The sequence below is a fragment of the Streptococcus nidrosiense genome (genome assembly GCF_042140045.1).
GTDB classification, from domain to species: Bacteria; Bacillota; Bacilli; order Lactobacillales; family Streptococcaceae; genus Streptococcus; species Streptococcus nidrosiense.
The window spans coordinates 637,790-660,382 of the sequence record NZ_CP152419.1; the positions used below are offsets into that span (position 1 = coordinate 637,790).

24 protein-coding genes and 1 pseudogene are annotated in these 22,593 nt (G+C 38.5%); 20 read left to right on the forward strand and 5 right to left on the reverse strand.

Annotated features, from left to right (window positions below; translation table 11 throughout):
• Window positions 1-3 precede the first annotated feature (3 nt).
• From AAFQ93_RS03105 to AAFQ93_RS03120, 4 genes and pseudogenes are all read left to right on the forward strand, one after another.
• Window positions 4-1,098, forward strand: coding sequence for a LysM peptidoglycan-binding domain-containing protein (locus tag AAFQ93_RS03105; protein WP_375555570.1), 1,095 nt, complete (start codon window positions 4-6; stop codon window positions 1,096-1,098).
• A gap of 149 nt (window positions 1,099-1,247) precedes the next feature.
• Window positions 1,248-2,111 (forward strand): DUF2262 domain-containing protein, encoded by an 864-nt coding sequence (locus tag AAFQ93_RS03110; RefSeq protein WP_375555571.1) that lies wholly within the window; start codon window positions 1,248-1,250, stop codon window positions 2,109-2,111.
• Between the two features lie 158 nt (window positions 2,112-2,269).
• Window positions 2,270-2,695, forward strand: coding sequence for a MarR family winged helix-turn-helix transcriptional regulator (locus AAFQ93_RS03115; RefSeq protein ID WP_375555572.1), 426 nt, complete (start codon window positions 2,270-2,272; stop codon window positions 2,693-2,695).
• Window positions 2,696-2,705: 10 nt separating this feature from the next.
• Window positions 2,706-3,068: pseudogene (locus AAFQ93_RS03120) on the forward strand (DUF1304 domain-containing protein).
• 47 nt (window positions 3,069-3,115) lie between these two features.
• Here the strand turns inward: AAFQ93_RS03120 and AAFQ93_RS03125 are convergent.
• Entirely contained in the window at window positions 3,116-3,973 is an 858-nt protein-coding gene (locus tag AAFQ93_RS03125; protein ID WP_070458777.1) for a DUF975 family protein, read from the reverse strand.
• A gap of 116 nt (window positions 3,974-4,089) precedes the next feature.
• On the opposite strand from AAFQ93_RS03125, the gene tgt reads away from it, so the two are divergent.
• The 3 genes from tgt (at window position 4,090) to AAFQ93_RS03140 (ending at window position 7,791) form a co-directional block, all read left to right on the forward strand.
• Window positions 4,090-5,232 (forward strand): tRNA guanosine(34) transglycosylase Tgt, encoded by a 1,143-nt coding sequence (gene tgt, locus AAFQ93_RS03130; protein ID WP_375555574.1) that lies wholly within the window; start codon window positions 4,090-4,092, stop codon window positions 5,230-5,232.
• A gap of 134 nt (window positions 5,233-5,366) precedes the next feature.
• Window positions 5,367-7,184, forward strand: a complete 1,818-nt coding sequence (locus tag AAFQ93_RS03135) for an acyltransferase family protein (RefSeq protein WP_301559861.1) — start codon at window positions 5,367-5,369, stop codon at window positions 7,182-7,184.
• A gap of 265 nt (window positions 7,185-7,449) precedes the next feature.
• Window positions 7,450-7,791: a metal-sulfur cluster assembly factor gene (locus tag AAFQ93_RS03140; protein WP_153225650.1), complete on the forward strand. Its 342-nt coding sequence runs from the start codon at window positions 7,450-7,452 to the stop codon at window positions 7,789-7,791.
• A 194-nt stretch (window positions 7,792-7,985) separates the two neighbouring features.
• Here AAFQ93_RS03140 and AAFQ93_RS03145 read toward each other — a convergent pair whose 3' ends face one another.
• Both AAFQ93_RS03145 and ilvD read right to left on the reverse strand, forming a co-directional pair.
• The gene (locus AAFQ93_RS03145; RefSeq protein ID WP_375555575.1) at window positions 7,986-8,354 is read right to left on the reverse strand and encodes a glyoxalase; all 369 of its coding nucleotides are present in this window, start codon (window positions 8,352-8,354) and stop codon (window positions 7,986-7,988) included.
• A gap of 105 nt (window positions 8,355-8,459) precedes the next feature.
• A complete protein-coding gene (gene ilvD / locus AAFQ93_RS03150; protein ID WP_316108055.1) occupies window positions 8,460-10,163 on the reverse strand; it encodes a dihydroxy-acid dehydratase in 1,704 nt (567 codons plus the stop codon).
• A gap of 184 nt (window positions 10,164-10,347) precedes the next feature.
• Here ilvD and AAFQ93_RS03155 point away from each other — a divergent pair, with 184 nt between their 5' ends.
• The 4 genes from AAFQ93_RS03155 to rpmG all read left to right on the forward strand — a co-directional run bounded on the left by AAFQ93_RS03155 (window position 10,348) and on the right by rpmG (window position 12,054).
• Entirely contained in the window at window positions 10,348-11,355 is a 1,008-nt protein-coding gene (locus tag AAFQ93_RS03155) for an SPFH domain-containing protein (RefSeq protein WP_375555576.1), read from the forward strand.
• A 2-nt stretch (window positions 11,356-11,357) separates the two neighbouring features.
• On the forward strand, window positions 11,358-11,558 hold the full coding sequence (locus AAFQ93_RS03160; protein ID WP_000796543.1) for a PTS ascorbate transporter subunit IIC: 201 nt from the start codon (window positions 11,358-11,360) through the stop codon (window positions 11,556-11,558).
• A 148-nt stretch (window positions 11,559-11,706) separates the two neighbouring features.
• The gene (gene rpmF / locus AAFQ93_RS03165; protein WP_000290417.1) at window positions 11,707-11,889 is read left to right on the forward strand and encodes a 50S ribosomal protein L32; all 183 of its coding nucleotides are present in this window, start codon (window positions 11,707-11,709) and stop codon (window positions 11,887-11,889) included.
• A 15-nt stretch (window positions 11,890-11,904) separates the two neighbouring features.
• Window positions 11,905-12,054, forward strand: a complete 150-nt coding sequence (rpmG, locus tag AAFQ93_RS03170; RefSeq protein WP_001265622.1) for a 50S ribosomal protein L33 — start codon at window positions 11,905-11,907, stop codon at window positions 12,052-12,054.
• Window positions 12,055-12,333: 279 nt separating this feature from the next.
• On the opposite strand, the gene AAFQ93_RS03175 is transcribed toward rpmG, so the two are convergent.
• Entirely contained in the window at window positions 12,334-15,045 is a 2,712-nt protein-coding gene (locus AAFQ93_RS03175) for an SEC10/PgrA surface exclusion domain-containing protein (RefSeq protein ID WP_375555599.1), read from the reverse strand.
• A gap of 151 nt (window positions 15,046-15,196) precedes the next feature.
• On the opposite strand from AAFQ93_RS03175, the gene AAFQ93_RS03180 reads away from it, so the two are divergent.
• Window positions 15,197-15,532 (forward strand): helix-turn-helix domain-containing protein, encoded by a 336-nt coding sequence (locus tag AAFQ93_RS03180; RefSeq protein ID WP_047206714.1) that lies wholly within the window; start codon window positions 15,197-15,199, stop codon window positions 15,530-15,532.
• 40 nt (window positions 15,533-15,572) lie between these two features.
• Here the strand turns inward: AAFQ93_RS03180 and AAFQ93_RS03185 are convergent, their stop codons facing one another.
• Window positions 15,573-16,139 carry a hypothetical protein gene (locus AAFQ93_RS03185; protein ID WP_125450495.1) on the reverse strand — a complete coding sequence of 189 codons (567 nt, stop codon included), beginning with the start codon at window positions 16,137-16,139 and terminating at the stop codon, window positions 15,573-15,575.
• Window positions 16,140-16,417: 278 nt separating this feature from the next.
• Between AAFQ93_RS03185 and AAFQ93_RS03190 the strand changes: the two genes are divergently transcribed.
• The 8 genes from AAFQ93_RS03190 (at window position 16,418) to AAFQ93_RS03225 (ending at window position 22,471) form a co-directional block, all read left to right on the forward strand.
• On the forward strand, window positions 16,418-16,714 hold the full coding sequence (locus AAFQ93_RS03190; RefSeq protein WP_248035862.1) for a hypothetical protein: 297 nt from the start codon (window positions 16,418-16,420) through the stop codon (window positions 16,712-16,714).
• Window positions 16,715-16,795: 81 nt separating this feature from the next.
• Entirely contained in the window at window positions 16,796-17,227 is a 432-nt protein-coding gene (locus tag AAFQ93_RS03195; RefSeq protein WP_125450496.1) for a hypothetical protein, read from the forward strand.
• A 6-nt stretch (window positions 17,228-17,233) separates the two neighbouring features.
• Window positions 17,234-17,764, forward strand: a complete 531-nt coding sequence (locus tag AAFQ93_RS03200; RefSeq protein WP_375555600.1) for a hypothetical protein — start codon at window positions 17,234-17,236, stop codon at window positions 17,762-17,764.
• Complete coding sequence (locus tag AAFQ93_RS03205) at window positions 17,764-18,507, forward strand: helicase HerA domain-containing protein (protein ID WP_375555601.1); 744 nt, start codon at window positions 17,764-17,766, stop codon at window positions 18,505-18,507. The genes AAFQ93_RS03200 and AAFQ93_RS03205 overlap by 1 nt, the downstream gene beginning before the upstream one ends.
• A 160-nt stretch (window positions 18,508-18,667) precedes the next feature.
• On the forward strand, window positions 18,668-19,942 hold the full coding sequence (locus AAFQ93_RS03210; RefSeq protein ID WP_248035857.1) for a replication protein RepA: 1,275 nt from the start codon (window positions 18,668-18,670) through the stop codon (window positions 19,940-19,942).
• Window positions 19,943-20,024: 82 nt separating this feature from the next.
• Window positions 20,025-20,285, forward strand: a complete 261-nt coding sequence (locus AAFQ93_RS03215) for an AlpA family transcriptional regulator (RefSeq protein ID WP_248035855.1) — start codon at window positions 20,025-20,027, stop codon at window positions 20,283-20,285.
• A 97-nt stretch (window positions 20,286-20,382) separates the two neighbouring features.
• A complete protein-coding gene (locus AAFQ93_RS03220; protein WP_248035854.1) occupies window positions 20,383-21,648 on the forward strand; it encodes a site-specific integrase in 1,266 nt (421 codons plus the stop codon).
• A 355-nt stretch (window positions 21,649-22,003) separates the two neighbouring features.
• Window positions 22,004-22,471, forward strand: coding sequence for a DUF1643 domain-containing protein (locus AAFQ93_RS03225; protein ID WP_375555602.1), 468 nt, complete (start codon window positions 22,004-22,006; stop codon window positions 22,469-22,471).
• Window positions 22,472-22,593: the final 122 nt, after the last annotated feature.

The following is a 22,593-nucleotide window of genomic DNA, read 5'->3' on the forward strand; positions in this document are numbered from 1 at the left end:
AGTATGAAGAAAAGAATTATTTTAGCATCAACAGTAGCCTTGTCCTTTGCCCCTGTATTGGCAACTCAAGCAGAAGAACTAGTATGGACAGCGCGCAGTGTTGAGCAAATTCAAAACGATGTTACTAAGAATGAGAATAAAACAAGCTATACGATTCAGTATGGAGATACTCTAAGTACCATTGCCGAAGCTTTGGGAGTGGATGTGACCGTTCTTGCTAACTTGAACAAGATCAGCAATATTGATCTGATTTTCCCTGAGACAGTGCTTACTACAACTGTTAATGATGAGGAAGAAGTGACGGAAGTTGAAATCCAAACCCCTGACACAGCTCAGGCAGGTGAAGGTACAACTGCAAGAGCAGATTTGACAACCAACCAAGTCACTGTAGATGACCAAACTGTACAGGTTGAAGATTTAACTCAACCAGTTGAAGAAACAGAAGCTCAAGTTGAAGCAGTAGCACCACAAGTGACTGAAGAAGCAGTAGCAGAAACTACAACAGAAGCCTCAGTACCAGCAGCAGAACCAGTGACAGAAACTACGGCAGAAGTTTCAGCACCAGCAGAAGAAGCAGTAGCAGAAACACCTGTAGTGGAAGAAACCACTACAACAGAAGCCCCTGTTACAGAAACTGTAGCAGAGACTCAATCAACACCATCAACTTACCAAGCTGAAGCAAGTCAAGGTTCATCAGCGACTTATGCAGCACCAGCAGCACCTGATTATGCAAGTATTGCAGCTTCAAAATCAGAAAATGCAGGTCTACAACCACAAACGGCTGCCTTTAAAGAAGAAATTGCTAACTTGTTTGGTATCACATCATTTAGCGGCTACCGTCCTGGAGATAGCGGAGACCACGGAAAAGGCCTTGCAATTGACTTTATGGTTCCAGTAAGCTCAGCTCTTGGAGACCAAATTGCAGATTATGCGATCCAGAACATGGCGACCCGTGGCATTAGCTACATCATCTGGAAACAACGTTTCTACGCACCATACCCAAGTAAATATGGACCGGCTTACACTTGGAATCCAATGCCAGACCGTGGTAGTATCACAGAAAACCACTATGACCACGTTCACGTATCTATGAACTAAGAGTAATAAGAAGCTATACATTTAAAAGTGTAGCTTCTTTTTGTGTAAAATAGTATTGATAAGTGAAATAAAATCTAAAACATGTTAGAATGTAAGCGAATACAAAATTAAGATAACGCTTTTAAGCATAGAGAGAAAGGATGAAGTGAATGACAAATCGATTAAAAACTCCATTTGAGAAAACAAGAGATGATTTTGAACAGGAATTTACTGGAGAAATTGTTGAGCTCTTGATTTTTACCCTCCAAAATGTAAATGGGGCTGCTTCTTTAAAAGATGGTTGTAAAATGCCGTCCGTTCATTTTAAAGCTAGTATCAATGTTGAAACTCAGGACTTCTCTGAACGTGAGGGACGTTTGGAATGGGTATTGACTCCTGAGGAATTTGAAGAAAAGAGATGGGGCTTTAGTTTTGAACCCTACAAAATTCATCATATCAAATGCCAAAAACGCCCCTTCATGGAGTTAGAGCCATATATGTCAGAAGTAGCTAATAACTGCTACCACTTGCTGGAATACCTAGATGACCAATCCTCAGACTCTAGGTTAGAGACCTTGATTGAAACCTATCAAAAACCGGTCATCATTCAAGACGATATTGGCGAATTCACCTTAAACAGAGCCTATTCTTGGTTTGAAGGCTTCATCACCTATCAAGGTGGTAAGATTCATGCTATCTTTGCTGCGAGTGCAGATGAAAGTCTCCCTCCAAGTTCTTTTGATGATCTAAAGAAATTTATGGGAACTTTCCAAGTTCAAGATACTCGGATTAAAGACTATATTGTCAAAGAACTGTGGGAAACAGCTCAAGACTGGATAGATTCAGATGAAAATGATGTGGAGTTAACAGAAGAGTATTTTACCAACTCACTTTCCTTGAGTGAACTATCGATTAACGAAGACGGAGAATTGACCCTCTACTATGATGATCGTGAAGAAATTTTTGCAGGCCATGCCATAGAAGTTGTCATTGATAAAGAGGGAGAAATCCTTCGAGCAGATTTGGTAGGTTAGTGCTGGATTTTATCTAGAATATAGAAATAATAGCCTTTTGGGATTGAAACCAAGAGGCTATTTTTTCGGAGTGAGCAAAATAGTTGAGTTTTTAATCTGCTTGTATTATATTTGATTAGTCAATAGTTGACAAATCAAATGTTAACAAGGGAATAGAAATGTCAGAAATCAATGAATTACTCTACCAGCTCCATTTAGTAGATCAGACCATTACTCAACTTTTTGAGAAACAATTGGGAATTAGTTTGACCCGCTATCAAATCCTGCAGTTTTTACTGCAGCAGTCACCCTGCAACCAGATTGCCGTTCAGGAGAAGTTGCAAATCGACCAGGCGGCCTTGACCCGTCATTTTAAGATACTAGAGTCAGAGGGCTATGTCAGTCGCAAGCGTAATCCAATCAATCAGCGAGAAGTCTTAGTTGAATTAACCCAAGAAGCCAAGAATCAACTCTTAGTCAGTCCGCCTAAACATCATTTGCGAGTGAAGGAACAGATGGAGAGCATCTTATCGACAGCCGAGCAGAAAGAGCTAACAACTTTACTGACGAAACTAGTGTCAGGTCTAGAAAAAATAGAATTTTAAGGAGAAAACGATGTCAATCATTACTACTATTTTAGCGCCCCTTGTTGCCCTCGAACATTTTTATATCTTTTATTTGGAGAGTATGGCAACCCAATCAGATGCAACCAGCTGAGTCTTTAATATGGACAAGGAAGAGTTGACTCGACCCTCTGTCACCTCACTGTTTAAAAACCAAGGGATTTATAATGCTTTGCTGGGTGTGTTTCTCTTGTATGGGATTTATTTCTCGCATAGCTTAGAAATCGTAACAATCTTTGTGTTGTTTGTCATAGGAGCAGCGACTTATGGTGCTTTAACAGCAGATAAAAAAATCATTCTAAAGCAAGGCGGACCAGCAATCCTAGCACTCTTGAGTATCCTTTTCTTAAAATAAAAACAACCAGCACTTTCCATAGAAGGTGCTGGTTTTAATCATTCACATTAAACTTTTCTCCGCTTGATTTCGAGTAATCTTTGATAGAAGAAGAATTGACTACTATAGATATAAGGGAAAGAAGGGATGCTCGCAATTCCAAAGCTGATCCAGATAAGAAGATACCATGGTAGGAGTTGTAAATCAAGTACGAAGCGTTGGAACTTATAGCCTTTCATAAGGAAGCGACTGGTTTTGAGTACGCGACTTGGCTTGGCAATTCCAATTGCAAGGGTATCACAAAGGAGCAGCTCTACTTGGGAATAAGCGTAGTATTGCGGCAGATAGGCAATGGTTCCCAAAATCATCAGAAAGACGCTACCAAAGAAGTAGAGTGCAAAAGTGAGCAGAAAATGTTCGATATCTGAATTGGTGACGTCGACAGCTGGAAATTCGGGATGAAGTTCTACAAATTTACGAGCCATGGCACTGCTGTAAAAGAGCAAGTAAACTCCAAAAAGATTAGGGATGCTCCACAAAAAGAGATAGAAACGCTTGAGCAAGAGAGTCAGAAAGGTCTGGGTGAAGAAGCGATTGTCAAGTAAGGACAGACTATCTTTAAAAGAAAGCTCTATCTCAGAAATTCTGTAAAGATTAATAGTTGTAAAAAGGGCACCAGCTAGGATAATAGAACTTGTGAATCCAACTGCTAGAGGAAAGAGTGAAGACTGGATCAAGCTCATCAAAAAAGTAAAGAATGATTGCTCAAGAATCCCCTCATCAAGTAGGGATAACGGACTTATGAAGCTGGATAGAATCAGGAAAATGCTTGGTAATAAAAAGACAAGCAATAAACGTGGATGTTCAGCTTGAAACTGTTTAGCTTGTTGACGAACTTCTTTTAAATCAATTTTTTGGTATTTCATTCTTTCATTATACCATAGTTCGTGACAGTTCCTGTTTTTTTTGATAGAATCATACAGTATGCCCTTGGGCACAAAGTAAGAACTGGGACTGTCTTTCCCAGCTTCGGAGGTAAAAAATGTCAGATTCACCAATCAAATATCGTTTGATTAAGAAAGAAAAACACACGGGAGCTCGTCTGGGTGAGATTATCACGCCACACGGAACCTTCCCAACTCCTATGTTTATGCCGGTTGGGACTCAAGCAACGGTCAAAACCCAATCGCCAGAAGAATTGAAAGAGATGGGGTCAGGGATTATTCTCTCTAATACCTATCACTTGTGGCTACGTCCTGGAGATGAGTTGATTGCTCAAGCAGGTGGGCTTCATAAGTTCATGAACTGGGATCAGCCTATCTTGACAGATAGTGGTGGCTTCCAGGTATATTCATTGGCTGATAGCAGAAATATTACTGAAGAAGGGGTGACCTTCAAGAACCACCTCAATGGCTCTAAAATGTTTCTATCACCTGAAAAAGCTATTTCTATCCAGAACAATCTGGGCTCAGATATCATGATGTCCTTTGATGAATGCCCTCAATTTTATCAGCCTTATGATTATGTGAAGAAGTCAATCGAACGTACCAGCCGTTGGGCAGAGCGTGGATTAAAAGCTCATTGTCGTCCCCATGACCAAGGTTTGTTTGGGATTGTACAAGGTGCAGGATTTGAAGATCTTCGTCGTCAGTCAGCTCATGACCTTGTCAGCATGGATTTCCCAGGATACTCTATCGGAGGGTTGGCAGTTGGAGAAACTCACGAAGAGATGAATGCAGTTTTGGACTTCACCACTCAACTCCTTCCTGAAAACAAACCTCGCTATCTTATGGGGGTAGGGGCACCAGATAGCTTGATTGATGGAGTGATTCGTGGTGTGGATATGTTTGACTGTGTCTTGCCGACTCGTATCGCTCGTAACGGAACTTGTATGACTAGCCAAGGACGTTTGGTTGTCAAGAATGCCCAGTTTGCTGAGGACTTTACCCCACTTGATCCTGAATGCGATTGCTACACATGTAAGAACTACACCCGTGCCTACCTTCGTCACTTGCTCAAGGCTGATGAAACCTTTGGTATCCGCTTGACAAGTTACCATAATCTCTACTTCTTGCTCAATCTGATGAAGCAGGTTCGTCAGGCTATTATGGATGACAATCTCTTGGAATTCCGTGAGCATTTTGTTGAAAAATATGGCTATAACAAGTCCGGGCGCAATTTCTAAGTTTAGTAGGCTGAAGCTAAAATCCTAAGTTTTCTCTTAGGATTTTTCTGCTTTTTTTGATAAAATAAAGGTAATATGGAATGAACATTAGATGGTTTTTTTTTACTAATCTAATGAACGGAGAATAAACTCGTATGCGTATTAAATGGTTTTCCTTAATTAGGATTACAGGCTTACTCTTGGTGCTTTTGTACCATTTCTTTCAGACGATTTTTCCAGGAGGATTCTTCGGGGTTGATGTCTTCTTCACCTTCTCAGGTTTCCTAATTACGTCACTCCTGTTAGAAGAATTTGGACAAAAAGGTAAGATTGATATCCTAGGATTTTTCAGAAGACGTTTCTATCGGATTTTTCCACCAGTTGTCTTGATGATCCTTGTCGTTATGCCCTTTACTTTCTTGGTTCGGCAGGATTATGTAGCCGGGATTGGTGGTCAGATTGCTGGTGTCCTTGGTTTTATGACCAATTTCTATGAAATGTTAACAGGGGGAAGTTATGAATCTCAGTTCATTCCTCATCTCTTTGTTCATAACTGGAGTTTAGCAGTTGAAGTTCATTACTATATTTTGTGGGGCTTGGCAATTTGGCTCATGTCTAAGCAAGCCAAAACAGGTGGGCAACTACGGGGAATGGTTTTTCTACTATCTTCAATTACCTTTGTTGTTAGCTTCCTTTCAATGTTTATTGGTAGCTTTATCGTTTCTTCCTACTCAACGCTTTACTTTTCAAGTCTAACTCATGTTTATCCGTTCTTCCTAGGTAGTGTCCTAGCTACCTTGATAGGGGTCCGTCATACGACACCTCTTCTCAAACGTTTGAATCAAACCTTGGACTTGAAACAGACCTTGTTAGTTTTTTCAGCTGGTCTCGGAGTTTTACTCTTATTGACCTTCTTCGTGAAATTCAATTATCTCTTTGCCTACTTGCTTGGCTTCTTGTTGGCAAGTTTAGCTGCTCTTTTGATGATCGTTGCAGCACGACTTTTGCATGAGAAAACTCCGACGATTGAAGAGCCAAAAGTAATTAGCTTCTTAGCTGACACCAGCTATGCCGTTTATCTTTTCCACTGGCCGTTTTATATCATTTTCTCTCAGTTGATGAGCAATCTACCAGCTGTGATTCTCACCACTATCTTCTCTTATCTCTTTGCAAGCCTTTCTTTCTATGTGATTGAACCTTTCATTGCAGGGAAGAACAGTAGCTTATTGCAAAAGGTAAAAGAAATTCCGCATATTCAACCAATCTTTGCGGGTAGCGTCGGTTTCCTTAGCTTGCTGACACTGATTGTGATGCTTATTGCTCCCCAAGTAGGCGCTTTTGAAACGGATTTGATGGTAAATGGCCTCAATCAAGCTCAAACCAATATTACCCGTACAAAAACCATGGCGGATCAAGCAGAAGCAAGTCGCTACAATATTGCCGATGGTGTATCCATCATCGGAGATTCTGTAACCTTGCGTGCAACACCTGGACTTAAAGAGGTTCTACCAGACGCTCAGACAGATGGTCAAGTAAGTAGAAATACCAAGCAAGCCAATGCTATTATGCTCAACCACAGTCAGAATAAAGTCCTCCCTAAAATAGTCGTTATTGCTACTGGAGTGAATAACCCTGAGGATTATAAGGCTGATATTGATTCTTTGATAACAAATCTACCTAAGGGCCATCAGCTTGTACTTGTGACACCTTATGAAGGGGACAAAACTCAAGCAACTCAGCCTTATGTAGAACAGTATGCTAGCTATGTGCGTGAAGTAGCTCAAAAGTATCCTTACATTGAGGTTGCAGACTGGAATCAGGTGTCTAAAGATCATCCAGACATCTGGAAAGGAACGGACCAGGTTCACTTTGGAAGTGATAATACCAAACTAGAAGAGGGTGCTAAGCTCTACGCAGAAACGATAGCATCAGCTATCAAGGCCTTGGCAGATAAGCCTGTGAAGTCAAAATAATATTTAAAAAGTAGAGATGACTGTTCTCTACTTTTTCTTTTTAGAAAGTATTTCTTAGAAGCTCAATCATTCTCTAAGTTTATCTCTTTAACCTATGCCAATATCCTCTTGCTCTGGGTTGCTAGGTTTTTGGGCAGTTTGGTCCAAACTATGACTAATTTCTAGTCAGTAGTTTTTATGTCGTATCCAGTCTTGATTGGGAAAGACTTGCCAAATTGTCAGAATTATGAGAAAATAGGTGCAGTTTACAAATGGAGGGAATGCAATGAGAGAAGATATCAAAATCAATGATCGTGCTTTAGCATTAGGGGATCAAATCATTGACAAGCTAGAAAAAGTTTACGATACAGATGTGGAACTAGATGTCTATAATCTTGGCTTGATTTACGAGATTCATTTGGACGAGGCTGGTCTTTGTACAATTGTCATGACCTTCACCGATACTGCCTGTGACTGTGCAGAAAGTTTACCCATCGAAATCGTTGCAGGTTTAAAACAGATTGAAGGGATTGAAGATGTCAGGGTTGAAGTTACCTGGTCACCTGCTTGGAAGATTACACGTATTAGTCGTTATGGGCGTATAGCACTTGGACTACCACCGCGCTAAAAAACAAGAGAGAGTGGGACAGAAATCGGTAATTCGTTAGAATTCGATTTCGTCGTCCCACCTCCGCACAGTTGAGTAGGGCTGTAAAAGCTGATGAAATCAGCGTAGTAGAGCCCACTCAACCACTGCGTCTTGCTCGACAATCCAACGACAATTGAGAGGCTAGGACTTTTGTCCCAGGCTCCTTTTTGTTATTAGATTCCTCTAACTGCAAAATAGTGTCCGCTTGGATTTGTAAAGTTAAAGTTAGGGAAAGGCTGAGTATTGATCGAACTAGTGGTATCAGTCACTGTAGCTAGGCGTTGATGAAGACCGTGAAGGTCTGCTGACTCAAAGAGTAGGCTGGGTTTCATATCGACTACCTCCGGTGATACTTGACCAATAAAATCCTTAGCATAGACAGTGAAAGGCAGCGTACTGTCAGTGTGAGGTTTCATCTCAAAAGTTTCAAATCCCAGGATTCCAGAGTGGTTCACAATTTCAAAACCGAAAGCAGACCAAAAGTCTCTCTCCACTGCTACATCATCTACGTAGAGCATAATTCCTGTATTTTGTGAAAACATCATTTCTCCTTTGTAATCATAGTTAGAGCAAAGATTTTATAACATTCTATGAGAAAATACAAATAACTAGAAAAAGCAGTCATTTAGCGACTGCTTATTTTCTAGTTATTTTTTACCCGATTGTTCCATATTCCAGAAATCTGTAACGGCACCACGTGATGCAGAAGATACGGTATGGGCATACTTACCAAGGACACCACGGCTATAGAGTGGTGGCAAGGTTGTTTCTGCCTTGCGTTTTTCAAGCTCTTCATCGGAAACGGCCATGGAAATTTCTTTTGTATCTTGGTCGACAGTGACGATATCGCCTGTACGGAGATAGGCAATTGGTCCACCATCCTGAGCTTCAGGAGCGATATGTCCAACAACCAATCCATAAGTACCACCAGAGAAGCGTCCGTCTGTCAAGAGGGCAACCTTGTCTCCTTGTCCCTTACCAACGATCATTGATGAAAGTGATAGCATCTCAGGCATACCAGGACCACCCTTAGGTCCAACGAAACGAACAACGACAACGTCGCCATCAACGATTTCATCTGACAAGACAGCTTGGATAGCATCTTCTTCTGAGTCAAAGACCTTAGCTGGACCAACGTGACGACGCACTTTAACACCTGACACCTTGGCAACTGCACCGTCAGGAGCAAGATTACCGTTCAAGATGATAAGCGGACCGTCTGCACGTTTTGGATTTTCAAGTGGCATGATGACTTTTTGACCTGGAGTAAGATCTGCAAAGTCAGCCAAGTTTTCAGCGACAGTCTTACCAGTACATGTGATACGGTCTCCGTGAAGGAATCCATTTGCCAACAAGTACTTCATAACTGCAGGTACACCACCAACCTCGTAAAGATCTTGGAAGACATATTGACCAGAAGGTTTCAAATCGGCCAAGTGAGGCACACGTTCTTGGATGGTATTGAAGTCCTCAAGTGACAAGTCAACATTAGCTGCGTGGGCAATGGCGAGCAAGTGAAGAGTAGCATTTGTAGAACCACCTAGAGCCATAGTCACAGTAATGGCATCTTCAAAGGCTTCACGAGTCAAGATATCAGACGGTTTGAGACCGAGCTCCAGCATCTTAACAACAGCACGTCCAGCTGCTTCAATGTCTTCTTTCTTATCAGCAGATTCTGCTGGGTGAGAAGAAGAACCTGGCAAGCTCATCCCCAAAACTTCGATAGCAGTCGCCATAGTATTGGCAGTATACATACCACCACAACCACCAGGCCCAGGGCAGGCATTACATTCCAGACGTTTCACGTCCTCAGCTGTCATATCACCGTGGTTCCATTTACCGATTCCTTCAAATACAGAAACCAAGTCGATGTCTTTGCCATCCAGTTTTCCAGGGGCGATAGTACCACCGTAAGCGAAAATAGCTGGGATATCCATATTGGCAATGGCAATCATAGAACCAGGCATGTTCTTGTCACAACCACCGATAGCCACAAAGGCATCCACGTTGTGACCACCCATAGCAGCTTCGATAGAATCCGCAATGATATCACGTGACGTTAGAGAGAAGCGCATACCAGGCGTTCCCATGGCAATCCCGTCTGCTACCGTAATGGTTCCAAATTGAACCGGCCAAGCACCAGCAGATTTGACACCTTCTTTTGCAAGCTTACCGAAGTCATGCAAGTGGATATTACATGGTGTATTTTCTGCCCAAGTCGAAATGACTCCCACAATCGGTGTTTCAAAGTCCTTATCTGTCATACCAGTCGCACGAAGCATGGCACGGTTTGGTGATTTAACCATGCTGTCATAAATGCTGCTGCGGTGACGTTTATCTAATTCTGTCATTAAGTTCCCTCCCATTTCAGTTTTTACCATTATAGCACAATTTTCGCCTGAATAACAGAAGAAAATTCTTGAATTTTCAGAAAATTCAATACATTAAAATTCTCTTAATAATTTTTACATATTTTTGTTGACATTTAAAATTAAAGTGATATCATTTAGATATCAAATGTAGGAGGTCATTCTGATGACTGAAAAACTAATCAATTCAAAACCAAATGGTGTAGTAGCATTGATTCTCATTGAGTTGGCACTCGTACTTGGCTTCTTTATATTTATCATGGGTGCTGGTTCGGAAAACGTTTTTGGAATTATTATCGGGCTTTTATTAATCTTAATTGCAGCTCTAGCTCATGCTGGTTTAAAAGTTGTCAAACCTCAGGAAGCACTGGTTTTGACCCTCTTTGGTAACTATACAGGTACCATCAAAGAACCTGGCTTTTACTTTGTCAATCCCTTCAGTATAGCGGTCAATCCTGCAAACCACACTCGACTTGGTCAAAGTGGTGATGTTAGCACAAAATCTCCTTTTTCAGGGATGAAATCATCCAATGGCAATGATGTAAACATTGAGATTGGCAAGAAACAGATTTCTCTCAAAGTTATGACTTTGAGTAATTCTCGTCAAAAGATTAACGATTGCTTAGGGAACCCAGTTGAAATTGGAATCGCGGTGACTTGGAGAGTTGTCGATACAGCCAAAGCAGTCTTCAACGTTGATAACTATAAAGAATATCTCTCATTGCAGTGTGATAGCGCCCTTCGTAATATTGTCCGCATCTATCCTTACGATGTGTCTCCGAATGTGGATACTACAGGTGATGGGCAAGCTGATGAAGGAAGCCTCCGCGGTTCTAGTGAGATTGTAGCTAGTCGCATTCGTGAGGAAATTCAAAGTCGCGTAGAGGATGCTGGTCTGGAAATCCTTGAAGCACGTATTACTTACTTAGCTTATGCACCAGAAATTGCTGCTGTCATGCTTCAACGTCAACAAGCATCTGCTATTATCGATGCACGAAAGATGATTGTAGACGGCGCTGTAGGAATGGTTGAAATGGCACTGGAACGTCTAAATGAAGGAGAGTTGGTTGAACTAGATGAAGAGCGTAAAGCTGCCATGGTTTCAAATCTTCTAGTCGTTCTCTGTGGCAATCATGATGCACAACCAATTGTCAATACAGGAAGCCTTTATTAGAAATGGCAGAAGCTAAAAAAAAGCAAATCCCCCTTCGACTCTCGAATAAGTTATATGCTGCACTCGCATCATGGGCAGAAGATGACTTCCGATCAGTCAATGGGCAAATCGAATATCTTCTCACAGAATGTGTCAAGCAACGGAAGAAAGACGGGAAATACGTCTCAGAAACCATTGATGAACCATTTGAGATTGATATTTAATGTATTTTCCTATCCATAAGATTGGATAGGAAAATTTTTTAATCTTTTTTTGTCAAGTAACTTTACTTTACAAAAAAGTTTTGATATACTATTAAAGTTGATGAAAATCAAACCTAACTGAATTTATATCTTAAAAGGAGAAATCAAAATGGCAGTACCTGCACGTCGCACTTCAAAAGCGAAGAAAAACAAACGTCGTACACACTACAAAGTAACAGCTCCATCTGTAAACTTTGACGAAACTACTGGAGATTACTCACGTTCTCACCGTGTATCACTTAAAGGATACTACAAAGGACGTAAGATCGCTAAAGCTGCATCAGCTGAATAATAGAAGGGAGATACCATGCGCGTAAATATTACACTTGAACACAAAGAATCTGGTGAACGCTTGTACCTTACTTCTAAAAACAAACGTAATACTCCAGACCGTCTTCAATTGAAGAAATACTCACCAAAACTTCGCAAACACGTTGTGTTTACAGAAGTTAAATAAGGTTTCATTACATTTCAGTACATACTGAAAAACATTGATTTCATGCGATTTTTAAAATATTGAATTTCATTACAAATCATTTGAAATCAGTTCTATGGCAACCTTTTTGGCAACCTTTTTTGAAATAAAAAAGAAAGTCAACAATCGAAGAATGTAAAGTCCTAAGAATTTTCTAGGACTTTTTTCATTCCTAAAAATTGTTGGAATAGCGTAGTCTTTTCAATAAATTTTAGGAATCTAAAAAAATCTTCCTACAATAAGTAAGAAGATTTTTTATTTTTACTTTCTTAAGTTCTTTTTGGTATACCCTAATCCTAAACCTGCTAGTAACCCCAAACCTAATAAGCCTAGCATCGATCCCTTAGTTCCTGTATTTGGAAGTTGTTTCTTAGATTCTGCTTTTGCATTTGTAGCTTGTGCAGGAGCTTGATATGTTTTATCGTCTTTAGTTCCTACTATAGCCACGTTTACAGGTTTGTTTTGAGCCTTAGCATCCACAACATCAACTACCTTACCGTTAGCGTCAAGGACAGGTTTAACCTCTCCACCTGCATTATGGATTTCTTCTGCTCTGTCTTTCAAAGCCTGCAAGCGTTGTTGTTCAGCAAGGTATGCGTCATGGTCGGCTTTAAGTTGCTTAAAGTTCTCATACCCACGAGCCTTAGCTTCTGCGATACCCTCAAGACGAGCCAACTCTTCCTTAGCAGTCTCCAACTCAGCACGGAGTACACCAAGTTTAGCATTAGCATCAGTAAGCTCTTTATCCAAAGCTTTAAGAACTTCATCACGGTGTGAGAGAGCGAGTTCAAGTACTGTATGAGTGTCAGTAGCCTCTTTAGATGCTTCACGTTTGCGAGCAAGGTCTTGACCAGCTGACTTACGAGCCAATACTGCTACATCATGAGCTTTAGTAAGTACTTCCAACTCACCCTTAGCAGTAGCAAGAGCCTTATCTGCATCTGATTGTTCTTCCTTAGCAGTCTCAAGAGCTGTCTTAGCATCAGCAAGAGCCTTAGCTTTGTCAGTAGCATTTGATTTAGCTAGAGCAAGCGATTCCTTAGCAGTTTGCAAAGCTTGAGTGTCCTGCGCTAGTTTATCTTTAGCATCAGCAAGAGCCTTTTCAAGTGACGGAACATCAATCTTGTTACCTACCAAATCAGAGAGCTGTTTACGAGCATTAGCAAGAGCTGTCTCAGCGTTAGTGTAGTCAGTTTGGGCTAATTGGACAGTTGATTTAGCTTCTTCAGAGGCTTTGAGTGCGTCGTCATACGCTTTTTGAGCAGTTTCTACTGCCTTAGTGTCTACCTTCTGGGTAGTTGTAGTAATTTCTTGAGGAACTGACAAGGTAATTGATGCTTCGTAGCCCTTAGTTGTGTAGCTACCCATTTGCCCAATACCAACACCAATATTAGATTTATCAGCATCACGCAATCCAAGAAGAGAAAGTGCACTACTATACTGTTCTGTGCTTGATGTATTCTCATTAACACCCATTAAAGCATTGACAATACCCTGATACATAACTTGTTTGATACGTGCCATAGTATTTACTTTTTGATTTAGTTCCAAAAAGTCTGGAATCATCTTAGAACGGATTGCAAGAGATGGAGTAGTTACATTAGACTCTTCCTTAGCAAGCTCAAACTTCTCTTTAAGGCTTTTAAGGTTGTGTTCACTATGAACTGCACTATTAGAATTGATGAAAGAATTAGCATAGTTATTGAATGCTTCAGCCAATTTAAGAGAACTACCACCTACTGTAACAGGAGCAGTACCAAACTTAGCACGCAAATCATTAACGATAGATGCTGCATAGATTGCCAAACGGATTTGTTGGTCTTTATTAAGGTGTTGGAAGTCAGCAATCTCAGTTGCGTCTTTGTCTTCTGAACCATAAGCGACAAAATCTAAACCACCTGTAGAGTACTTACCTGTAGAGTTGAAATCACGAAGTGATTTAGCACCTACCCCAGTTTCTTCGTCCGTATAAGGTGTCTTAAGAGCTGCCTTACGGACTGCATCTGCAGTACCTGTACCGTTAGCAAGGGCTTTAATTGCCTGAATATACTCATCAGACAAGGCTGGAGAGTAAGTTGCCTTTGGAACATCGTACATTGTTTCAGAAGATGTAGTTGTTTCAGTAACACCTTGTTTAGCTACATCAAGAGCTGATTTAGCTGAGTTAACTGCCTTATCTTTGTTAGATTGGTCAGCTTTAGCATTAGCAAGGGCTGTAGTAGCTTGAGAAAGTTTAGTTTCAGCACTAGATACCCCACTTTGGGCGTCTTTGATAGCTTGGTCTTTGTTAGATTGAGCCTTTTTAGCGTTATCAAGGTTAGTCTGAGCAGTCGCTACTGCTTGAGTGTCAGATTTAACTTGGTCAGTAAGCGTAGCTACCTCTTTTTCAAGTTGGGTGGTGTCAGTATTAGATGAAAGAGTATCTACTTTCTTCTCAGCGTCAGCTACCTTATTAGCAGTATCAGTGGCAGTTTTCTCAGCATTAGATACTACCTTAGTTTGGTCAGCTACCTTTTCAGCAGTCGCAGATACAGACTTATCAGCGTCAGCTACAGTCTTTTCAGCCGTAGCCAATTCATCTGCCTTCTTGTCAGCGTCAGCCTTAGCCTCAGCTACCTTTTCAGGTGTAACCGCCTTAGCCTCTTCTATCTTTTTATTAGTATCAGCGATAGTCTTTTCAGCAGTGGTGATGTTTGCTTCAGTAGATGCAACAACTTCTTTTTGCTTAGCTACGTCCTGACTAGCCTTATCTGATTCAGCCTTAGCCTTATCTACGTCCGATTGAGTAGGAACTTTAGGGACTACCTCGTCCTTAGCAACTACCCTAGTTGCAGGTTCGTTAACGGCTACTTCGGTCTCATTAGCTGATACCGTAGTAGATACCCCAAAAGCTGTAAGCGCTAAAGTAGAAACGACAGCGCCTGTGCGCAATTTCTTGATGGTGCCGTGACCTTGAGTGTTTGATTCTAGCATGTAAACTCCTTTATGTCTTAAAAGACTGTTTTATGAATAATATTATACCATATTTTACAGTCTTTCAAATATTATTTTTTAAAGAATTTCAGTCTTTTGATAACGATTTATTCAATGAGATAAACTTGTATGATAGTTATGAGGTACTATCATGACTGAAAAAATAAATTTAAGAGAATTTGTTGCAAAACAAATCAGACTTTTAAGACTGAAAAGCGGAATGACACAGGAATATCTAGCAGAAAAAGCTGATCTGGGATTCAACTATATTTATAGGTTAGAAAATAAACAATTAAACGTTAAGCTGGAAACTATTGAAAAAATCATACAAGCGCTTGAAGTTGATATGAATACTTTTTTTAATATTGAAAATCAAAATCAAAGCGGAGAGTTTTCACAACTCATTGAAGACATTAGAAACCTACCAACAGAAAAAAGAGAACCTACTATAAAAGCTCTCAGAGATATATTGAAACAAATAAATTAAGCCAAGCATTTTTGAACTTGGCTTTTTTAAATTTGCTAATTTAGTTTTTAGTTGCTCCCTTTATATCATGCCTTGTTTTAATACCATCGTAAATTAGTTCAGGTATCTGCTCCCCAGCCAAGCCTTGTCTCGCATTATTGAATAACCAATCCAATAGAAAATATTTATCATAATTTTTACCTGTTAGAGAATTGTAATAATTCATTGCAACTATCCCACTAGTTGCTTTTTCTAGACAATCTAATAAACCTAGTTCTTCTAATTGCTTAGCAAATCTAAGTGAATCTTCTTTTAAATAATCCTGAAATATTTTTTCTTTATATATCGTATCTACAACAGAGAAATTTAGAATTATATCAAATATTTTACTATTTTTTTTAGGTACAGTGAAAGGAACTTGCTTTTTATATTCTTTTTCATATCGTTTTAATTGTGATAAGGATAAATAACCAGATTTTTTAGTATAGATATTATAATCAAAGAATTTTTTTAAAAATTGTTCTTGTGATAGATTAAGTTCATGTCGTTGCTTAAATAAAATTTCAGATAGATTTTTAGAGATAAAATCTATCTGTTTTTCTTTCTTTAAATCAGAAAAATGAAACATATATCTCCTCCTTTTTCACCATTATAACATCTTTTTAAAAAAGTGTCAAAAGTAATGTATTTTACGACACCAAACAATAACAAAACCTTATTGAATAAATGTTTTTATTCGTATAAAATAGTGTCATAAGTTAGCTAACTAATTCAAACATAAAATGATTATAAAGGGGGTGATTCCAATGTAAAATAGCCTAACACTCTGTTACTTAGTGATTATTATTGCTTAACAAGTCCCACAAAGCAATAGTATTTAAAGATTGCGGCGAAAGGAATAAAAGAATGATTTCTTGTGAAGAGGTTGTTGTAACTGTAACTTTATTAGGTTTGAGTCAAGAACTAGACTTTGAAACGAAGCAGGCAACTGGAAACGTAAAACTGGACGTTGGTTTTCGAAATGATACTGGAAAATATATTACTAGAGTCATAAAAGTTAACAACTCGACAGTTTCAGAATACACTTCGTATCTAGATGAAAAAATCAATCTGAGATTACAAAATGTAACATTCTCAGCTTATCTATCTAATAATAGAGCAGCGTTATCTATTAAAGCTGAGAAAGCAACGGTAGAGGAATAAGTATGATTCTAAAAAGAGCTAGATCACCAACTGCTTAAGTTATTTCGTGCTGACAAAAAAATATTTACAAGGAGAGCAAAAATGAAAACAATTTTTGAAGAAGCAATCAGACAAAATCCTTCTATTACTTTTGATCGATGTGTCAAAGAGTGTGAAAAGTTGCTAGGAATACTGGGGAGCGATCAACTAGTTAACTTAAGTCTAGAAGATCGTTTGAATCTAGTGAGTAAGTTTGAATATATATCTTATGAGAGCAAAGGATATCTACACTTACAAGCACTTGTCCCTAGTTATGCTGTAAAAAAAGACTCTCTGCTATTAAAACACAGAGAAAATCCTTTTATCACAACAGCTCAACAACAGCATGCTCAAAAACTATATGATTTGGTTTCTTATAAAACGAATAGCTACCCCTATGGGATGATAATTTATTACGATTTTGAAGCGTGGACGGATGATAAGTTACGTTTGAACATTACGTTAGAGTATAACGATGCGTTTAACAGGAGATAAACTTTAATGATATACATTTTACAGTTAGTACTCTACTTAATATCCATCTTTTCAATACTATACTCAGGGTTTGTATTTGTTAATATGATTATTCTTATCTATACATTGCCTAGCGAAGAGCTACTTCCGAAAGCTATCAAAAACACAAACTTGCAAATTCAACATTTGTTAAAGTTATTTATTAACTCTCAAGAAGAACAAAACTATTATTCAGATTTTCATGCTGAGCTTATACATCAAGCTTCAAAGCTCAGCATATATCTGAACACAATTCATTTTCCAAATGGGATACAACGAGAGGGTCAAGATTTCTATCTCTGGTTATCAAAAATGCCAGTTCAACAAGACTTTGATGATTGGAAAATTCAGCTACGTCAAACGGTACGTAGTTACAATGATAACCTTGATGTTATATTTAACATGGTAGAGGAAGAACCTTATTTAAAACTCAAAATTAATCTGATCACTAAGGAAGATTTAAATCGTCTTAAACATAGTCAGGCTAAACCCCTCTACAGTGACGAAGGAGAAATTTGATGACACTTAAATTGAATGTACTGAGAAAAGAAAGCAGCAACGAACCTATTGAATGGAACTGCAACCGCTTTCCACATCTCCTCATTTCAGCACCCACAAATAGCGGGAAATCTTACTTCGTTAAATATATGTTAAGTATATTAACAATCCATTCAGATGATGCTTCTATCATGATACTTGATTACAAACAAGGGATAGACTATTGGCAGTGGAGACAATTTGATAATGTGTATCTTGGTGATTCCGTTTACAATGGTTTTCGGCAAGCTTATAGCATCTTTGAAAACCGTAGAGCCAATCCTGATAAAAAGTACCCTCCGTTCTTTTTGATTTTTGAAGAGTATCAGAGCACAGTGGAAAGTATTCCCAAAAAAGCCGATAAAGAGGAGTTCTTACAAAAGGTAGGGAATTTATTACGCCTATCGAGACAGGTCAATTTTCATTTTTTGTGTGTTTGTCAACGGATAGATGCTATTGTATTTCCTTCTGGTGGTCGCGAGAACTTTTCTACTAAAGTCTCCATAGGGCGATTAAGTCCTCAAGCCAAACAGATGCTGTTCCCCGATGATGAGGTTAATCGGAACAAAGGACAGGGAGAGGTTAACATTCAATTTGATGGTCAACACGTTATTGAAGCTAGAACATATATCATCAGGGATATGGATAAGGCGGAGCGATTAATTACTGACTTACTTAGTCGAGGACTTCCACTAACTGATGAGGCTGTTGCCCGTAGCCCTTAGGCGGAGGTTTGGCTTACAGCCTCGCCAGCTTTAGCTGGCTAAGTCGGGCTAGTATTACCCCGACTTCATGACAATATGACATTACCTACTAAATACTGATATATCAATAAGTTTCAGCATTATAATTGTCACAACTTATATATGACAAAGGAGAAAAATCATGACAAAAGCAAATAATATTTCATCAGATTATCGTGCTAATAGCTTCTGTTGCGTGTTAAATAACGTTGACAAATTATTTGATAAAAAATCGGATTTTTTTGACAACGACAATTTCAAGCTCAAAACAAAAAGACGAATTCAGGAGTTCCGTAAACTTCTTCCAGATACTGATGTTCCTCTTAGTCCTGAAGAAATCGTTGATTTCTTAATGGAACGATGGATTGCTCGCAACGAAAATGTTGTTTGTGCTGTCAATTATGAAATTGGTGAAAATGGCACACACCATTGCCACATGATACTAGAAGATAAAAAAGCCTTTCGATTTTCTGCCTTACAGAAACTTTATCCTACAATTCATGCCGAACTGACACGAGGCACCAAGGAAGAAGTTATCACTTATCTTGAAAAATCTGGTAAGCATGAGGAAAAGGCCCATACGATAGTAGTCCCCATGAAAGTGCACGGAGAATTGAGGGCTGGAAACCAAGGATTTAGGTCAGAACTGCATTTTATTCAAAATCAGATTGAGAATGGTGCAACCCCTGAGGAGATTATGCGAGGTAATCTGGAATTTCGTAAATACTCTAAGATGATTCGTGAGCATTTCTTTCAGCACAGATTATCTCAGACTCCTGATACCAAAGAATTGAAGGTTGTTTGGCATGTTGGTGATAGTGGCTCTGGGAAGTCTCATACACAAGTTCAACTAAAACAAATTTATGGTCGAGAAAATGTCTATGTATGGACCGACCATGATAATGGTGGTTTAGACCTGTATTGTGCTGAACCTATTCTCTTTCTGGATGAATTCAAAGGAATGGCATACAAAGAGTTCTTAAAGGTAACAGATGTTTATCCAGCTCAACTCCATGCCCGCTACACTAATACTGTAGCATTATGGAATGAAATACACATTGCTTCTATTTTCACACCCAAGCATGCTTATAACTTAATGGTTCCTGAGGGACAACAAGAAATTGATCCCTATGAACAATTACAGCGTAGGCTTACAAAAGTAATCTACCATTTCAAAACCAAGGAAAACGATGGTAGATTTCTATACAAATCAATAACCTATAGTTCTGAAGACTTTGATAACCATACACTACAACAAATTGAGCAACATGCTTATTTGTTTGATAAATGGAACAGGGAAAAGCTAGTCTATAACTTTGAACAAGATGCTTTTCATCATTCCATGACTCCGATTAACAACCAAAAAAATAAAGCTACTACTCAAAAGCCGACCAAAGCAGAAAGTAGTAGCAAATAAGAATTAAGAGATAGGCAGTAGCTTACCCCTACTGCTAGTATCTCATATTTCAATAAATTTTTCCAAAGAAAGTGAGACTAGTATGGCTAGTAATAATTTTGAATTTAAGCAAATTGAACACATGCTTCATAGCATCATTGAATTACTAAAGCACTTAAATAATGAGAAAAGTAAGTCAGGTATCTATACTCAAAAAGAACTTCTTTCCCTACTCAGCATTTCTCCCAATACTCTTAAATCGTGGGAAAGTAAGGGTCTAAAGCGACTAGAACCACCCATTGAGGGTACTAGAACAGTATATTACAGTATCAGTGATGTCATCGAATTTCTAAGCTGTAACTAGAAGAGAAATATGCTAGAATAAGAGTATCAAAAAAGAAAGTGAGCGATACAATCTATTTTAGCTTTTTTCATTCTTCGATTGATTGAAGAGAGCAACCATGAATACAGAAAAAATTATCCATAAAGGGAAAAGTGTTTTAAAGAGAATAAAGAACAATGGCGAAATTAGTTATTCAGCTAAAAGTATCTACTTAGGACTTGATTCTAAAACTGGAAAACCAGTCAAAACAACTATTACCGCTAAAACCTTACGTTCTTTAGACCGTAAAATTATTCAAGCTAAAATTGACTTTGAGGAAAATGACTCAACAAGGAAAGAAACTTTCAATGTTGCTACCTTCTCAGACTTAGCAGAACTTTGGTTTTTAAATTATGAGACATGGGTTAGTTCAGATAATACACTGAACCGAGTTAGGAACTATCTTGACACCTATATACTACCACGATTCGGAGAGTATCAACCTGAAAAAATTACCTCGTCAGATATACAGACTTGGATCAACCAATTAGCAAAAAAATCTAAAGAATCTGTGGATGCAGGTATAAAGAGAGCTGAAAAGGGTTCAGCTAAAGATTTTGGAGCTATTGCCCATAAATTAAGTGATATTTTTGATTTTGGAATAACACATCTTGAGCTCAAATTTAACCCCGCTCAGTCTATCAAAATCCCGCCAAAGCCCAAAAGCAACCAAAAACGTATTATGGTCCTTCATGATGAGGATCTATCTACTTGGTTAAGCATCGTTGATAGTCTGCCTAATACTAGGGCTAATCGCCGATTTAAAGTTATTTGCGATAGTTTACTTGCTTCAGGTATGAGAATCAATGAACTATTAGCATTGACTATCTATGACCTTGATTTTGATAATTCCGAAATACTAGTTAATAAAACACTTGTTTGGAAAAATGCAAAACCAAAATTAGGTTTGAAAGGCGAAGTCGTTTGTAAAAACACACCAAAATCTGATTCAGGTAACAGACGAATAGCTGTTCCGTACCAAATCATTGAGGAGCTTCAAAATTTCCACGATGAGATGAATCTCTATTTCAAGAAAAATAATCTTCCAAAAAGTAAGTTAATCTTTCCTACTATTTATGGTAACTATATGTGCGACAGAAACGAACGTGCAACACTCAAAAAGCGACTGCGTGAAGCTAGTCTGCCAGATTATGGTTTTCACTTATTCCGCCACACTCACGCATCCATGATGTTGAATGCTGGAATGAATTGGAAAGAATTACAAGTTCGGATGGGACACAAATCAATCAAGACTACAATGGACATTTATGCTGAACTTGCTCCTAAGAATCAAACTCAGGCGGTCGATATCTATTTAAACAAAATAGCTGAGCTGACCTCTTAAGTCTGTGGCAACCTTTTTGGCAACCTTTGATAGTTTTATCAAAACCAACAATCCTTAAACGTTGATTTAATAAGGTTTCTAGCAACTAAAATAGATTTTAAGTATTCCTTACAGAAGTGAAGTAAGCATTCAATACGAATCAATACATAAGAAAAACGCTGATTTTAAGCGTTTTTTCTTTTTTTCAATTTCAATACATTTCACTATATTTCAGTTCAATCTCTACCTTTTTCGTAAGACCTAATCAGATAAGTGGATTGTAATTGGAAAATTTCCTAAATAATCACTTGGCTCTTATCAGTTACTAATACAATTCATTAAATATAGTTTATAATAGAGAAAATGGAGGAAAACTATGAAAAAAGACGCTCTTCTATCTGAAGATAGGAAATATCGCTATTTACTTTCCCGTGCTTGGGATGAAGCAAAACCTACAGTGTTGTTTATTGGTTTGAACCCATCTACGGCTGACGAAGAAACAGATGATCCCACAATTCGCAAGTGTATCAACTACGCCAAATACTGGGGCTATGGAAAAATTCTAATGGCAAATCTTTTTGCTTTCAGAAGTACTGATCCAAAAAATCTTAATCACCAACTAGATCCAGTCGGCCCAGAAAATGATGCTTATATCCTAAAGTCTGCATCTGAAGCAGATTTAATTATTGCTTGCTGGGGAAATCCAGGAAGGCTTCTTGATCGTGATAAAGAAGTTATTTCATTGATACCTAACTTACATTGCTTAAAGAGGAATAAAAACGGAACCCCTCATCACCCACTCTATCTATCCAAAGATATCAAACCATCCCCATACAAAGGATAGATTATAAACTTTCCGAAAAATAAGTGTTTTCTTGAAGAAAAATGTCTGTTGTAACAGAAGTTAAATAAGAGTTAACTTATTTTAAACATCTTAAAACCAATGGTTTCGGCCATTGGTTTTAA